The organism is Bacteroides sp. AM44-19 (genome assembly GCF_003603395.1).
Lineage (GTDB): Bacteria > Bacteroidota > Bacteroidia > Bacteroidales > Bacteroidaceae > Bacteroides > Bacteroides uniformis.
In genome coordinates this window covers 182836-199988 of the sequence record NZ_QTNB01000007.1, presented here as the reverse complement: position 1 = coordinate 199988, position 17153 = coordinate 182836, and the positions used below count along the sequence as shown (strand labels likewise).

At 47.8% G+C, this 17153-nt stretch carries 10 protein-coding genes; 9 read left to right on the top strand and 1 reads right to left on the bottom strand.

The window, feature by feature from the left end:
• Positions 1–235: 235 nt before the first annotated feature.
• The 5 genes from DW947_RS12785 to DW947_RS12765 all read left to right on the top strand — a co-directional run bounded on the left by DW947_RS12785 (position 236) and on the right by DW947_RS12765 (position 7776).
• Positions 236–3631, top strand: coding sequence for a SusC/RagA family TonB-linked outer membrane protein (locus tag DW947_RS12785; protein ID WP_044468867.1), 3396 nt, complete (start codon positions 236–238; stop codon positions 3629–3631).
• Between the two features lie 22 nt (positions 3632–3653).
• Positions 3654–5339, top strand: a complete 1686-nt coding sequence (locus DW947_RS12780; protein WP_005824940.1) for a RagB/SusD family nutrient uptake outer membrane protein — start codon at positions 3654–3656, stop codon at positions 5337–5339.
• Positions 5340–5547: 208 nt separating this feature from the next.
• Positions 5548–7101, top strand: coding sequence for a hypothetical protein (locus tag DW947_RS12775; RefSeq protein WP_005824945.1), 1554 nt, complete (start codon positions 5548–5550; stop codon positions 7099–7101).
• Positions 7102–7191: 90 nt separating this feature from the next.
• The gene (locus DW947_RS12770; RefSeq protein ID WP_005824947.1) at positions 7192–7464 is read left to right on the top strand and encodes an HI0074 family nucleotidyltransferase substrate-binding subunit; all 273 of its coding nucleotides are present in this window, start codon (positions 7192–7194) and stop codon (positions 7462–7464) included.
• A gap of 3 nt (positions 7465–7467) precedes the next feature.
• Positions 7468–7776 carry a nucleotidyltransferase domain-containing protein gene (locus DW947_RS12765; RefSeq protein WP_005824948.1) on the top strand — a complete coding sequence of 103 codons (309 nt, stop codon included), beginning with the start codon at positions 7468–7470 and terminating at the stop codon, positions 7774–7776.
• A 148-nt stretch (positions 7777–7924) separates the two neighbouring features.
• Here DW947_RS12765 and DW947_RS12760 read toward each other — a convergent pair whose 3' ends face one another.
• Positions 7925–8548, bottom strand: coding sequence for an HU family DNA-binding protein (locus DW947_RS12760; protein ID WP_005834690.1), 624 nt, complete (start codon positions 8546–8548; stop codon positions 7925–7927).
• Positions 8549–8920: 372 nt separating this feature from the next.
• Here DW947_RS12760 and DW947_RS12755 point away from each other — a divergent pair, with 372 nt between their 5' ends.
• The 4 genes from DW947_RS12755 to DW947_RS12735 all read left to right on the top strand — a co-directional run bounded on the left by DW947_RS12755 (position 8921) and on the right by DW947_RS12735 (position 17150).
• Positions 8921–11014 (top strand): BT4734/BF3469 family protein, encoded by a 2094-nt coding sequence (locus tag DW947_RS12755; RefSeq protein WP_117963516.1) that lies wholly within the window; start codon positions 8921–8923, stop codon positions 11012–11014.
• Between the two features lie 230 nt (positions 11015–11244).
• Positions 11245–12411, top strand: a complete 1167-nt coding sequence (locus tag DW947_RS12745) for an exo-beta-N-acetylmuramidase NamZ domain-containing protein (protein WP_034525429.1) — start codon at positions 11245–11247, stop codon at positions 12409–12411.
• A 158-nt stretch (positions 12412–12569) separates the two neighbouring features.
• Positions 12570–14024, top strand: coding sequence for a sodium:solute symporter (locus DW947_RS12740; RefSeq protein ID WP_117688958.1), 1455 nt, complete (start codon positions 12570–12572; stop codon positions 14022–14024).
• A gap of 15 nt (positions 14025–14039) precedes the next feature.
• Positions 14040–17150, top strand: a complete 3111-nt coding sequence (locus tag DW947_RS12735) for a xanthan lyase (protein WP_117963515.1) — start codon at positions 14040–14042, stop codon at positions 17148–17150.
• Positions 17151–17153 lie beyond the last annotated feature (3 nt).

Genomic DNA, 17153 nt, shown 5'->3' with positions numbered 1-17153 from the left:
AGACGATAACAGACTAACAATAAGATACTATCTGACTGAATTCCAAGTTCCGTCTGGACTTGGTAAATAAATAGAAAAAAAGAGAGATAATATAAAAGTTATGAACCTTTAAAAAGAGAAAATGCCTATGGAAAAAGAAACAATCCTGCAAGTTGAATAGTCTCACTATTCGGCCCTTATTACCCTTACCCTAAATTTAAGAAGTATTTAATTAACAACAAATCATCAATCATTTATGAATGAAGATCACAAAAAACGAGGACTAACACATAGCAAACTCCTCACAGCAGTGGCAATCAGCTCACTGTTATTAAGTAGCGGCAACGTGATGGCTGCACAAGCCAATCCTGATAAATCGCTTGGTGTAACAGAACAATTACAAGCTATCACCATCAGCGGTTTAGTTGTCGATGCAGCCGGCGAACCGATTATCGGTGCCAGCGTAGTAGAAAAAGGGACTACCAACGGCGGAATTACCGACTTAGACGGTAAGTTTACATTGACCATAACACCGGGAGCAACACTAAAAATATCATTTGTGGGCTATCAGACACAAGAAGTGAAGGCAGCCAAAACGATGAGAATAACTCTGAAAGAAGATACCGAGATGCTGGATGAAGTAGTAGTAGTAGGCTACGGTGTACAAAAGAAGGCTAACTTGACAGGAGCAGTTTCTACAGTGGACTTAAACAAGACAATGGCAGGTCGTCCACAACAAGATGTAGCCAAAGCATTGCAAGGGGCTGTTCCGGGACTAAGCATTCTCACCACAAGTGGTGCCATCGACGAGACAGCCTCCATGCGTATACGTGGTTTGGGGACATTGAGTAATGGAGAAGTCAGCAATCCACTCATTGTAGTGGACGGCGTTCCGATGGATGACATTTCTTTCCTCGATACGCAAGACATCGAAAATATTTCCGTACTGAAGGACGCTTCCGCTTCCTCCATTTATGGAACGCGCGCCGCTTTCGGTGTGATTCTAATCAATACCAAGAGCGCAAAGCCTAGCGAAAAGGTTACCATCAATTACAGCAACAATTTTGCATGGGATCAAGCTACTTACCTGCCGGACTATCCCGATGTACCCACACAATTAAAGATGGGTATCGAAGCCAGTATGAACGGTGGTGCCGGTATGCCTGAATTGTTCGGTATGTATTTCGACAAATTGTTACCTTACGCCGAAAAGTGGCAGCAACAGAACGGCGGCAAGACCGGCTACCGTCCTATGAACCTCTACCAAAGCGATAGTAACGTGGGTGACTATATCGTATTGGACGGCACTCCTTTTTATTATGCTGACTGGGATGTACAGGACATCTACTTCAACAAAGCTGCTCCTTCCATGAGCCACAATGTTTCTATACAAGGAACATCTGGTAAGACCAATTACTACCTATCTTTCGGCTACAACGAAAAGCAAGGACAGATGAAGATTCACCCGGACGAACTAAAAAAGTACAATGCCTCAGTCAATGTCACCACTAATGTTTACGACTGGCTACAGGTGGGTGCACGCATCAACTATAGTCGTAAGAACTATAAACGCCCGGACACATGGGCCAACACCTACCAATATTTGTGGCGTTGGGGTTCTTATTTCATTCCTTCGGGCACAATCGACGGCTATGACACACGCGTCATGGCCATGCAGAAGCAAGCTGCCGATCGTGAAGTGACAACAGACCTGACCCGTATGAACACCTTCTTGAAAGCTGAAATCGTTAAAGGACTGACCCTTAATGCAGACTTTACATATGCCATTCAGAATATGAACAGCGGTTCGCAGGACAACTCCGTTTACGGCATCAATTGGAGCGGGAAACCGGTACCCTCTTACATCGTCACTAAAGGCAATAGCGGTATCTGGAGAGACTTTTCCAAACAGAACACATGGACGGCCAACGCATACGTAAACTATACCAAAACATTTGCCAAAAAACACAACCTGAATGTAATGGCAGGTGTCAACGCAGAAGAAGAGGAATACAAATATCTGTATGGTACCCGCAATGTGATGTACGATCAAGAGGGATACCCCGAACTGAATATGGCTGGCAAGGATGGACAAGATTTGAGTTGGAATCATACATCCCGCGCTTCTGCCGGTTATTTCGGCCGTATCAATTATGACTACAAAGGCATTTATTTATTGGAACTGAACGGACGTTACGACGGTTCTTCCCGTTTCCCCCATACCGACCAGTGGGCCTTCTTCCCTTCTGCATCCATCGGCTACCGCTTCTCCGAAGAAGCCTACTTCGCCCCACTGAAACATATTGTCAGCAATGGTAAGTTGCGTGCTTCTTTTGGCGAAATCGGCAACGAGGCTGTGGGCGACTACATGTTCGAACAATTAATAAGCCAACGGTTGAACAATAAAAGTACCGGCTATATCTATTGGATTGAAAACAATAATGCCAACGCTAATCTCCTGACCATGTATAACATGCCGGATTTGGTATCAAGTACTTTGACCTGGGAGCGTATCCGCACCCTCAATATAGGTCTTGACCTGGGTCTCTTGAATGACGAACTGACTATAGGTTTCGACTGGTTCCAACGTGAGAATCGTGACATGCTGGCACCGGCACAAGTATTGCCGAACACTCTGGGTGCTTCTGCTCCTTATGAAAATGCCGGTACCTTACGTACACGTGGATGGGAGTTGAACTTGAACTGGCGCCATACCTTCGGCGACTTCGACGTATATGCCAACTTCAACATCGGTGACTCCAAGACTAAAGTAACAAAGTGGGACAATGATTCCAAACTGCTCAGCACCTATTACACCGGTAAAACCTACGGTGACATTTTCGGTTTTGAAACCGACCGTTACTTCGAGGAAAAAGACTTCACCAGCCAAAATGCAGACGGCTCATGGAATTATGCAAACGGCATTGCAAGCCAGGCAGGACTGGAATCCGGTAATTTCCATTACGGCCCGGGAGACGTCAAGTTCAAGGATTTGGACGGCAATGGCAAGATTGACGGTGGAAAAGGCACAGCAGACGACCACGGCGATTTGAAAGTCATCGGAAACTCTATGCCACGCTACGAATACAGCTTCCATTTAGGCGGAGCGTGGAAAGGTATCGACCTTGACCTCTACTTCCAAGGTGTAGGCAAACGTGAGGACTGGACGACTTCTTCCCTAAACCTTCCCGCCATGGTACATGCCGACGTAGCCATCTATTCCCACCAAACAAGCTATAACAAAGTGCTTTGGAATTCAGACTATACCGCCATTACCGGTTATGAGGTAAATCAAGGCAACCGTTATCCACGTCTTTATCGTGGTACAAATAATAGTGGAGGTACCGTATCCGGTATAGCTAACGGCTGCAACAACTACTATCCCCAATCCCGCTATTTGACAGACATGTCCTATCTTCGTCTGAAGAACGTAACTGTGGGATATACCCTTCCGAAAGAGTGGACACGCAAAGCCTACATTGAGAAAGCACGTATCTACTTCAGTGGCAGCAACCTCTTTCTGCTCCACAAAGGGAATGACCTTCCAGTCGACCCCGAAATCAGTACAGGCAATGGACTTACAGCCGGTGGATGGGGACGTATAGCTCCTATTACACGCACATTCTCATTTGGAGTCCAGGTAACATTATAACAACCTCAAAAACTTAAGAACAATGAAGAAATTATTTATATATGGGGTCACAGCGCTGGCGATGTTAACCGGTTGCAACGATTTGCTGGACAAATCCCCCTTGGATACCTTCACGAATACTCCGGCATACTGGAGCAACACCGATAATTTGGATAATCAGTGCAATACTTTTTATAACAACTTTACCGGCTTTGGCAACGGAGCCAGTGGAGGATGGTTCTACTTCAAAACAATAAGCGATGACCAGGTAGATGCAGAAAGCCATAACTGGACTTACACTAACGTGGTCGCATCTTCCACAAACTGGTCAGCCCCTTTCACAGAAATCCGACGCGCCAACTATATCATTGCCGGTGTACAGTCTTCCTCTCTTGATGAAGCAACAAAGGCCCACTATGAAGGTCTTGCACGCATGAACCGTGCGTGGGAATACTATCAGTTGGTCCGTATGTACGGCGATGTTCAATGGATAGACAAAGTTATCGACCCAGCCGACAACGAAGCCCTCTACGGACCACGCACCGACCGGGATGAAGTGATGGACCATGTGCTGGCAGACATCAATTATGCGTGCGAACACATTACCGCAAACAGCAATCGGCAACGTTTCAGCACCGACATGGCATATGCCATGAAAGCAGACATCACCTTATATGAAGGTACATACTGCAAATATCGCACTCAAGCTGAGAATGGCAAAGCCGCTGATGAGAGCCGCGCCAACAAATACTTGCAAGAATGTGTATCAGCCTGCGAATATCTTATGGCCAAAAACTACTCTCTAAGTAACAGTTACAAAGCCAACTATAATTCTGTCAGCCTGGCAAGCAATCCGGAAATGATTTTCTACAAGCCTTATGCACAAAGTTCGTTAAGGCACTCCACCATTGACTACACAATCAATACAAGTGGTACGCACGGCATTTCAAAGGACGCATTCGACAGTTTCCTTTTCCTTGATGGAAAACCGTTGGCAACAACCTCGAAAAACAAGGACGATGCAGCCGTATTGGATGCAGACAAAAATTACTCTATAAGAGAGGTTTTGGCCGTACGCGACAAGCGCCTGTCCGAAATTCTTGACCCGGTACTTTCTTTCAGAGGCCACGCCTACAGCCGTGCCGGTGTAGCAGCCTTCACCACATCGACCGGTTATGGCATCGCCAAGTATGATAACCCCGAAGAATTGAGTGTTAGCGACCGAAACAACATCGGCTACCAATACACCGACTGCCCGCTCTATTGGATTTCAGTTATTTATCTGAACTTTGCAGAAGCCAAAGCCGAAATGGGTTCTCTCACACAAGACGATCTCAACAACTCCATAAACAAGCTTCAGGCTCGTGCCGGCCTGCCGGCTATGACAACTACTCCAGATGCCGATCCTGCCAATAATATGGGAGTAAGCAATCTGATTTGGGAGATACGCCGCTGTCGCCGTTGCGAACTGATTATGGATAACTGGTACCGATATTGGGATTTAATCCGTTGGCACCAGCTCGACAAATTGGATTCAACCAAGTACCCGAACACCATGTTGGGCGCCAACGTAAGCAATGTGCCTGACTGTGAAGAAGCGACCAAGAACGGATATATAGATGCCTCCGATGCACAAATCCGTACTTATGAAGCCAAACATTATTTCTACCCGATTCCAACTACACAGTTGACCCTGAATAAAAACATGAAGCAGAATCCGGGTTGGTAATCAACTAAAAACAGCATATCGCGCTGTACCTCGTTTGGATTTAATTAAAGCGTTCATACATTCCATGTATCTAAATACAAATGTATGGACGCTTTTGTTATTCCCTTTAAAAGGTGTATAGAAACACGAATAGCACCTTCTAAAAGGAACCATAAATCAATATCATATACTTTCCCTTCGTTCATAACATACTAACAAGAAACATATCATGAAAAAGAAGAACATATTTTTCGTACTACTAATCTGCTTCATCAATAGTAGTTGCAACAAAGAAGAACAAACAGACGAGTTACAAGATAAGGATTTCTATTCTGATGTCACAACACGTGCTTCCTACATAAGCGGTACTATTACGGGCGAAATGAACCCCTATGTTAGTGATGGTTACTACACTTATGATTTAAGTATTCCTATACAAAAACAATCTGTAGGTATAAGAATTTCAGCAGTCGGTGGAGAAGCACGATTCAAAACAAACTACCAAGAACGATTCGAGAGTACATGGGTAACCCAAATTCCAGCAGGAAAAAACCATTTTCCAATAAATGTATTATGGACTAAAGCAGGTAGTAATTCTACCCTGATGGTACGTCCTGAAAAAAGTACAATCGAACTTACCGCAGATCTAAGAAACATCAATGTCAAAATGAAACCTATGCCAATCAATGCCCCTTCAACATTTGAATTGGGAGATACGATAACACTTTGGTGCAATTATTCCATAAACAAAGATACGGGCATAAAGTGGACTTACGATAAAAATCTATTCGCTGAAGTCTCTCAAAGTGCATCTGTCACACAAAGTAGATTCCAAATAAATTTGAAATCAAAGCAAGCCTTCAAGAACAGCGATGTCGGAGTAGAAGTCCATGATTTCTACATAAATTCTATCGGAGCAAAAGAGTATTTCATGGCTCGGAAAAGCAATATCAGTTTTCCCAATATGGGTCCTCAAATAGATGGCTACAGAAATATTGAACAATATAAAGAATACATATATTCCATCAATGACAGCAAGGCACATACATTTTATTGGACCGGGAAGAATATTAAGATAGTAAGTGGTCAGAACAGCTCTACGGTAACAATCGTACCGACACAACCCGGTAACGCAAGTGTCAAAGTGAGCTACAAATATAAAAATCAAACCGATAATTTTACCAATGAGCTACCTTTGAGTGTATCTAAGACATCAATGCAACTGATTGGCCCTGACGTAATCTGTGACAACGGGACATTCAGTATCAAGAATTTTCCCACAAAAGCAACAGTGGATTGGATTGTTGGCAACGATTTATATTCGCAATTAAATCAGGCATCACCTGCTATCACCCTGAATAATTTAGGGACACCCGGAGGCAGTTCCATTTATACGACCTTAACCGCAATAGTACACACAAAGGAATACACTGTTCAGTTTTCCAAACCAATTACTTTCAATGTATCAGGAATACAAGAAAATGACCATGACATTATATATGGCTATCTGTCACAAAGCGGAGGTGAATGCGGATTGAATCCTATTCCTGAAGGTGCGCATGATTTTCATTGGAGTGTTGACTGCGATTGGGAGGTAGACATGCAAGGATATTATTTCACTACTTTCAGCAGTCGGAACAGTCATGAAATTGAACGAGTTTGCGTAACGGTTGATTTCATAAATGCATGTGGAACCAGAACATACATATATAACTATTTCGACATCGGCTCAACAAATTCAGGAACTTATTCCACACCTAAAAACAGCCTTTCTCCAAAATAGCCCCAGACAGCTTTCACGAAAAAGCCCCCATCCATTTGCTCGTTACACAAAAGAAGCTTATATTTGCTTACTTAAAAACAGACAGCTATCATGGTACAGCAAGACATACGATGGATACAGCGTTTTGAATATACCCACGAACTGGCCTGGAAAGTGATGAAGGACTATGCAGAATATCAGGGGTATACCGACATCCGCAGCTCCCGTGATGCCATACGCAAAGCCCTTGAAATGGGATTGATTGATGACAAGCAATGGACGGAGACTATAGAAGCCCGAAATCTGACATCGCACAATCATGACAACGATGTAGTCTCTGAAGAGAAAATGCAATCCTTGAATACACCATCCTTATTCGATTGAGCTATGTACGGATTGACCGACAATGAACTGGAAAAGCTATGCAATCTCTTCCGGAAACATGAAGAAATAGAGCAGGCTGTTTTGTACGGCTCACGAGCCAAAGGAAATTTCAAGCCTTTTTCCGACATAGACATCACGCTGATGGGAGACAGACTTACGTATAATACTTTAAGCAGCCTTTCCGATGAAATAGACGACCTGCTTTTGCCTTACAGCGTAGACCTTTCCATCTATGGCAAATTAAAGAATGCCGACCTTTTGGAACATATACACCGTATGGGAATACCCATATTCAGCCGCCCATCAAACTAAACTAAATTTCACACATCCACCCTCACCACCCTCACCTTTCGCACGCATCGCCCTATTCATCGGCATTCAAGAGGTGGGTGAGAGCAAATTTAAAAAGTGAGGGCAAAATTTGCCCTCACCACAAGATTTCTTCGTTCAAAGTTATAAGTCACTCATTCTTACCGTAATATCCTGAAACGGGTACATAAATCGGTTGCAGCATTGTTCCCTCATTCTTCAACTTTCCTTCGGTGCGCAGCCGACGGATATGCCGCATGGCAGTAGTACGCATCATGCCGCAAACGCTTTGAAAGTCATTCCGTGTCATAAAAGGGCGAGTGGCGAAATAGTTGGTCAGCCGACGGTCTATCTCTTTATCCGTCAGTTTAGCCGAATGCTCGTTTGCCTTCAAAGCCTTTGCCTTGATGGTACCAATTTCATTTTTCAGTTTCTGGTCAGCACGAAATTTCACACCCGCCATCTTCACCTTCGTCAACTTACGCTTGGTAGCAGCCACTACCCGTTCGGTCGTGGTGAGCGACACGCGAAAGTAGCCGATGCCGTCGAGATGCACCTGCCTTCCTTCGGCAAGTTCCCTGCCCATGACGTGCGACACAGCATCGAGCACAGCCGTCACATCGGTTTCTGTCAATGAGCAACGTGCCTGGATGTCCCGCCGCAATTCATCGGTAGACCTGCTCCCATTTAGGCGGAGACGGGGATGAAGGATTTTATCTTCCGGAGATTTGTCGTACGAGTCCGGATTCTCGTACCAATCAAACAAAATAGCCATAGTTCAAACTGCGTTAAAGGGTTACATTATACGATAAAGCACTGCACGGAACACGTGCGAAGTACGTACGCAGTCTGTTGAAGTACAAAGGTTATATCACAGCCCAGCCCGTGAGCAGAACCGTTCACTGTAGTGAGCTGCTCCGTTCACTAATATGAACAAGAAAGACCACTTTAGTGGACTGTTCATAAACTCTGGTGTAAAAGTAGACAAAACTATGGGGATAAGCAAAGAAACGAACACCTTTTATAAAAGAAACATATAGACATTCCACCCCAAAAAAGAAGCCAATCGGAAAATAATCCTTGAAAAGCTTGTATCCCCCCCCTTTCCCGGCGTATCTTTACAAGAATATTACATACACGATAAAGAATGAAAATCACACTGATCAGAGAGGAACGCGAAAGCGGAAAAGAGGCCGTCAGCACACAAAAAACGGACATGTTGATGGAAAAGCTGAAAACCGAGAACAAGACCGGATACATTACGGAGCTGCGTAGCATCATCCCGCATTTGAAAGGGACCAACGCCCGATATGAGCATATCGACAGACTGCCGCGTCTCTATCCCGCCGTAGAAATGACCCGCACCAAAGCAGGAGAACACCGGATAAAGACCTACAACGGGCTGATACTACTGGAAGTAAACAATCTGGCCGGGGTGGCCGAAGCCGAACTGGTGAAACAACAAGCCGCCCTGCTGCCGCAAACCTTTGCCGCCTTCTGTGGCTCCAGCGGACGAAGCGCCAAAATATGGGTACGCTTCACCCTGCCCGACGGAGGGCTTCCAAAGAATGAAGACGATATCGCCTTATTCCACGCCCACGCCTACCGCCTGGCAGTGAAGTGCTACCAACCCCTTCTCCCTTTCCCCATCACCCTCCAGGCTCCTTCACTCCTACAAAGCTGCCGGATGACCGTGGACGAACAGCCCTATTATAGCCCCACCGCCGTGGCCTTCTGCCTGGAACAGCCCTGCGCCCTGCCCTCGGAAGACAACTACCGCCAACGGAAACAGCAGGAAAGCAATCCGTTGCTGAGAATGACTCCCGGCTACGAAGTGGCGGACACATGCAACCTGCTCTTCGAGGCCGCCCTCGACCGCGCCTTCCGCGATTTGGACAACTGGCGACGGGGCGACGACCTGCGCCCGCTGCTGTCCCGCCTTGCCGAACATTGCTTCAAAGCCGGCATTCCTGAAGAAGAAGCGGTGCGCCAGACACTGATGCACTACTACCGGGAGGCAGACGAACCCCTTGTACGCCTGACGCTGCATAACCTTTACGGGGAATTGAAAGGCTTCGGCACCCGCAGCAGCCTGAACAAAGACCAGGAAACTGCTTTCCGGCTGGAGGAGTTCATGAAACGCCGCTACGAATTCCGCTACAACACCGTGCTTGGCGACTTGGAATACCGGCAGCGCGACTCCATCCACTTCTACTTCCAACCTGCCGACCAGCGCGTACGCAGCAGCATCGCCATGAAGGCACTGAAAGAGGGAGTACGTGTGTGGGACCGCGACATCACCCGCTTCCTGTCTTCGGACTACGTGCCGCTATACAACCCCATCGAAGAATATCTCTATAACACCGGACGCTGGGACGGCAAAGACCGCATCCGCGCATTGGCCGACCTCGTGCCCTGCCACAATCCCCACTGGAGGGAACTGTTCTACCGGTGGTTTCTTGGCATGGTGGCACATTGGCGGGGAATCGACAAACAGCACGGCAACAACACCTCGCCCCTGCTCGTAGGTCCGCAAGGTTACCGCAAAAGTACTTTCTGCCGCATCCTATTGCCACCGGAACTGCGTTTCGGCTACACCGACAGTATCGACTTCAAGAGCAAGCAGGAAGCGGAGCGCAGCCTTGGCCGCTTTTTTCTGATTAACATCGACGAATTCGACCAGATAAACGCCAATCAGCAAGGCTTCTTGAAGCACCTCCTGCAAAAACCGGTTGCCAACCTGCGAAAGCCCTACGGTAGCACTATTCAGGAAATGCGCCGCTATGCCTCCTTCATCGGGACCAGCAATCTGAAAGACCTGCTGACCGACCCGTCGGGAAGCCGCCGTTTCATTTGCATCGAAGTGACCGGCCCTATCCAGACAAACGTCACTATCAATTATCGCCAGCTCTATGCCCAAGCCATGCACGACATCATGAAGGGTGAACGCTACTGGCTGGACGACACTGACGAAGCAATCGTAAAGGAGTACAACCGGGAATTCGAGCGGGTAGACCCATTGGAAGAACTTTTCCTTTGCCATTTCCGTGGCGCGGAGGAGAGCGAAGAAGGCGAATGGCTCACAGCCATGCAGATTTTCAACGATCTGCAACAGAAAACGAGGGATAAGTTGGCCATCAACCGGATAGCAGCTTTCGGGCGCACGCTCCGCAAGCTGGACATCCTCAACAAGAAATCGAACCGGGGAACACTTTATCATCTGGTAAGAATAGAAGAATGAACCGGCACTCCCACCGATTGTACCAAAGTGAGGGCAAACTTGGCCCTCACTCTTTTTATAAAAAGTATTTCCGTAGGCAACTGATGCAGTTCAACCATTATTTAATAAGGTGAACAGTTGACTATTTGCAAATTATGATTGATAATACTAAAAATACCCAAATAAGTGTTTTTGATATTAAAATAAAACGTATCTTTGTTGCAAACAACGTCCTCCTTAATAATACTATTATGAAGAAACTGCTGCTTTTAGCCTTTGTGCTATGTAGTTCTTTACTGTGCCGGGCACAAGAAGAACGAGTTATTTTAGGTGATGAACAGACTTCCGAGTATTTTCCAATCCTAAAAGATAAACGAATTGCCATATTCTCCAATCATACAGGAATGATAGGAGACAAGCATCTGCTGGACATTCTGCTGGAAAACAAGTTCAATGTAGTAGCCATTTTCTCCCCTGAACACGGTTTCAGAGGAGATGCCGACGCAGGCGAACATGTGTCCAGCTCGGTAGACAAGAAGACCGGGGTACCCATCCTTTCGCTGTACGACGGGAAGTCTGGAAAACCAAGCGAAGCCTCCATGCGCAAATTCGATATTCTTGTGGTAGACATCCAGGATGTCGGCCTGAGATTCTATACTTATTATGCCTCCATGTGCCGGCTGATGGACGCTTGTGCAGAATACAACCGCAAGGTGCTGATACTGGACCGCCCCAATCCGAACGGACACTACGTGGACGGCCCGATACTGGATATGAAATATAAATCCGGTGTAGGTTGGCTGCCGATTCCCGTGGTGCACGGCATGACGCTGGGCGAACTGGGCCTGATGGTAAACGGCGAACGCTGGTTGCCGGCGTCACGCACTTGCGACCTGACCGTCATTCCCTGCAAGAACTATACGCACCAGACCCTATACAAGCTGCCGATTCCCCCGTCCCCCAATCTGCCGAACATGAAGTCCATCTATCTGTACCCCTCGACCTGCTACTTCGAGGCCACTCCGGTCAGCCTGGGAAGAGGAACCGACCTCCCCTTCCAGGTCTACGGGCATCCCAACATGACGGGCTACAGCTACAGCTTCACCCCACGCAGCATCCCCGGAGCCAAGAATCCGCCCCAGCTGGGCAAACTTTGTCATGGCGTAAACCTGAGCAATATGAGTGATGAAGAAATCTGGAAACGCGGTATTGACCTGAGTTACGTGATAGACGCTTACCGGAATCTGAACATGGACGACCACTTCTTCCGTTCCTTCTTCGAACTGTTGATAGGCACCGACTACGTGCGCAAAATGATAAAGGAAGGGAAGAGCGCCGAAGAAATCAAGGCAAGATGGAAAGACGACGTAGAGAAATTCAAGGTACAGCGCAAGCCCTACCTGCTCTACGAAGAATAAAGGGATGTACGATTTGGCGATTTACGATTTACGATTAAAAAATGAACGTGAATTGGAAGAGAACGTCAGAGCGTACATAGGATAATCAAAGTCGTACATATCATCAAAAGAAGTAATTTCAATCGTAAATCGTAAATCATAAAATCGTAAATAACCTCATGACTCCACTTTCCGTAATCATTACCATCGCTGCCTACTTCGTGATATTGTTCACGGTATCTTATATTGCAGGAAGAAAGGCTGACAACGCAGGATTCTTTGTCGGTAACCGTAAGTCATCCTGGTATGTCGTGGCCTTCGCGATGGTTGGTTCCGCCATTTCGGGTGTGACCTATGTATCCGTACCCGGCATGGTTGCCGCCAGTAACTTCGGCTATCTGCAAATGGTGTTGGGCTTCATTGCCGGACAGCTCATCATAGCCTATCTACTGGTACCGCTGTTCTACAAAATGAACCTGGTATCCATCTACGAATATCTGGAGAACCGTTTCGGCATGTCTTCCTACCGCACGGGTGCCTGGTTCTTCTTCATCTCCAAAATGCTCGGTGCCGCTGTCCGTCTGTTCCTCGTATGCCTAACGTTGCAACTGCTGGTATTCGAACCTTTCGGACTGCCTTTCCTGCTGAACGTGGCCATCACGGTGGCACTGGTCTGGTTGTACACTTTCCAGGGTGGCGTAAAGTCTCTTATCTGGACAGACTCTCTGAAGACATTCTGCTTGGTGGTGTCGGTCGTACTCTGCATCTGGTATATCGCTTCCGACCTCAATCTGTCATTTACCGGTATGGTAAGCACCATTGCCGACAGTGACATGTCCCGCATCTTCTTCTTCGACGATGTGAACAGCAAGCAGTACTTCTTCAAGCAGTTTCTCGCCGGTGCCTTCACCATGATTGCCATGACCGGGCTGGACCAGGACATGATGCAGCGCAACCTGAGCTGCAAGAACTTCAAGGACTCACAGAAGAACATGATTACCAGTGTCATTTCGCAGTTCTTCGTCATCCTGCTCTTCCTGATGCTGGGCGTACTGCTCTACATCTTTGCCGCCAACCAGCAGATTGCGGTGGAGAAGAGTGACGAACTATTCCCGCTGATTGCCACCGGCAACTATTTCCCTGCCATTGTGGGCATACTGTTCATCATCGGCCTGATTTCTTCTGCCTATTCAGCCGCAGGCTCGGCACTCACCGCGCTGACCACTTCCTTCACCGTAGACATTCTGGGAACGAAAGGCAAGTCGGAAGAGACGGTTGTGAAGATGCGCAAGAAAGTGCACATCGGCATGGCGGTTGTCATGGGAATCACCATTTTCGTATTCAATCTTCTCAACAACACCAGTGTCATCGACGCTGTATATATTCTGGCAAGCTATACCTACGGTCCTATCCTGGGTCTGTTTGCTTTCGGCATTTTCATGAAACAACAAGTGCGTGACAAGTACATCCCGTTAGTTGCCATCGCCTCCCCGGTTCTCTGCTTCATTCTGCAGAAGAATTCCGAAGCCTGGTTCGGAGGTTATCAATTCAGCTACGAATTGCTGATTTTCAATGCACTGTTCACTTTCATCGGTCTCTGTCTATTGATTAAGAAAGATAAAAAGAACAATTAACTTAATACATCATCTATGAATGTAAGACGTCAGTTTTTACTTAGTCTGCTTGCCGCCTCCCTCTTCCCCCACGCGGGAGGCGCGCAAGGACTTCCGACGGATGTCCGCCAGGCAATCGGGAAATTCTTGGATACCACCGCACGAAAAGAAGTTTCCGTAGGACGTATCAGCATCGACTCAGTGGCTGTGGAAGGAAATACACTGCAACTGTTTGCCAACATGAACTGTGCCTATATTCCTTTCCGTGAGGACAATGTGGCCGAAATCTACCAAGGCGTAAGCGCCCTGCTGCCGGCGGAGTTTGCCAAATACAAGCTGCAAATCCGTACCAACAAGCGCAGTATCGAAGAACTGGTTCCCCAAGCCCTGCGCAGTAAAAAAGACAAAAAGACGAAGACATTCAGCCCCGTCGCTTCCAAGCCTCTGGTTACCGAAGTTTCCTCCCCCTACACCCCCACCAACGGCTTGCATAACCGGCATATCGCCCTATGGCAAAGCCACGGCTGGTACTACGAATCAAAACTCGACCGCTGGGAATGGCAGCGTGCGCGTATCTTCCAGACAGTGGAAGACCTCTACACCCAGAGCTACGTATTGCCCTTCCTCGTACCGATGTTGGAAAATGCCGGTGCCAATGTGCTGCTTCCCCGCGAACGCGATTGCCAGACGGCAGAAGTCATCGTAGACAATGACGGTTGCCTGACCGGCCGTTCCGTCTATACAGAAAATTCCGGTGACAAGCTCTGGAGTCAGGGAGAAGGACAAGGCTTCGCCCACCTGCGCCCCCAATACATAGACTTTGAGAATCCTTTCAAGGAAGGCACCTACCGCGCCATAGAAACCATCAAGAAAGGAAACGCAAGCACCGCCGAATGGATTCCCGAAATCCCTTCGACCGGACAATACGCCGTATACGTCTCTTACCAAACCTTGCCAAACAGCGCGGACGATGCCCTTTACACCGTCTATCACAAAGGCGGCACCACGCAGTTCAAGGTAAACCAGCAAATGGGAGGCGGCACCTGGATTTACCTCGGCACCTTCGGCTTCAATGCCGGTCGGAACAATGAATGCAAAGTCGTTCTGAGCAACCTTTCCTCCAAAGTAGGAAGAATCATCACCGCCGACGCCGTGAAGATTGGCGGCGGTATGGGGAACATCGCCCGCCGCATCTCCAACGAGGGCGCTACGGAAAACCTGAAAAGCTCCGACACCCGCAACCTGCAAAACACCCATACAGGCAACATCCAAGACCGTGTAACCTATTCTCCATTGTCCACTATCAATTATCAACTATCTAACTATCCCCGCTTCTGCGAAGCCGCCCGCTACTGGCTGCAATGGGCAGGCATACCGGACAGCGTATATTCAGAAAGCAACGGAAAGAACGACTATACGGATGACTATAAATGCCGTGGTATCTGGGTGAACTACCTTTCCGGAGGCTCTGCCGTGAATCCGACGGAGAGAGGGCTGAACATCCCCGTCAACATGGCCTTCGCCTTCCACTCCGATGCAGGAACTACACAGAACGATTCCATCATCGGGACACTCGGCATCTACCATACCAACGCCTACAATGAGAAGTTCGCCAACGGAGCATCACGCTATCTGAGCCACGACCTGACAGACTTGATTCAGTCCAACATCGTGCGCGACGTGCGTACCCTCTACGAACCTCAATGGACACGCCGTGGCAAATGGAACCAATCTTACTATGAGGCCCGTGTACCCCGCGTACCTACCATGCTGCTCGAACTGCTTTCCCATCAAAACTTTGCAGACATGCGCTACGGACTGGACCCACGTTTCCGTTTCACCGTAAGCCGCGCCATCTATAAAGGTATGTTGCAGTTCCTCTGCTCACAATACCACATGGATTATGTAGTGCAACCGTTACCGGTAGACCACATGGCCTTGCACATGACCAGCGAGAACGAAGTGGAACTGACCTGGCAACCCGTAGCGGATGCGTTGGAACCAACTGCCGTAGCAGAGAAATACATTGTTTATACCCGTATCGGCGACGGGGATTTCGACAACGGAGTATTGGTGGACGGCAACAGTTACCGAACCACGCTCCCCGCCGGCATGGTATGCAGCTACAAGGTTACCGCTGTCAACAAGGGCGGTGAAAGTTTCCCTTCCGAAATTCTTTCCACCGGACGGGCGTTCAATTCCAAAGGTACCGTATTGGTGATAAACGGATTCGACCGTATCAGTGCCCCTGCCGACTTTACGGCCCCCGCCCCCGCCGACACCCTCCTTGCCGGATTTCTGGATGAGCAGGACCACGGGGTCCCCTATATCCATGACATCAGCTACATTGGCAAGATGAAGGAATACCGCCGTTCCATTCCCTGGATGGACGACGACGCCTCCGGTTTCGGCGACAGTTATGGAAATTACGAGACCCAAGTCATCGCAGGAAATACGTTCGATTATCCTGCCATACATGGTGCCGCTATCCTGAAAGCGGGATATTCGTTTGTATCGGTTAGTAATGAAAGTCTCTCCCCCGTAGGAAAGGGAGAGAAGAATATTCCGGTGGATATGAGGGAGTATAGGTATGTGGACTTGATACTTGGGAAGCAATGCCAGACCAAGATGGGACGGGGAGGCGTAAAACCGTTGGAGTTCAAGACTTTCAGCAAACCGATGCAGGAGGCTATTGCGGCTTATTGTAAGCAAGGTGGAAATATCTTTGTTTCGGGCGCTTTTGTAGGAACGGATTTATGGGACAACCGCCTTGCAACCGCCGACGAAGCCGACAAGAAATTTGCGATGGAAGTACTGAAATATAAGTGGCGTGTGGGACAAGCGGCTACAATGGGTAAGGTGAAAAGCGTAGCTTCTCCGTTCCCCGCCCTTTCAGGAAACTATACCTATCACAATGAGCTGAATGCCGATTCGTATGTGGTGGAATCACCGGACGCCATTGAACCGGCAACCAAAGATGCGCACACTGTGATGCGGTATTCTGAAAACAACCTAAGTGCCGGTGTGGCTTATCAAGGCAATTACAAGACTTGTGTCTTGGGATTTCCCTTTGAAGCCATACGTACTGATTCTGAAAGAGAGGCACTCATGAATGCTGTACTGACATTCTTCAACGACAACAAGTAATAT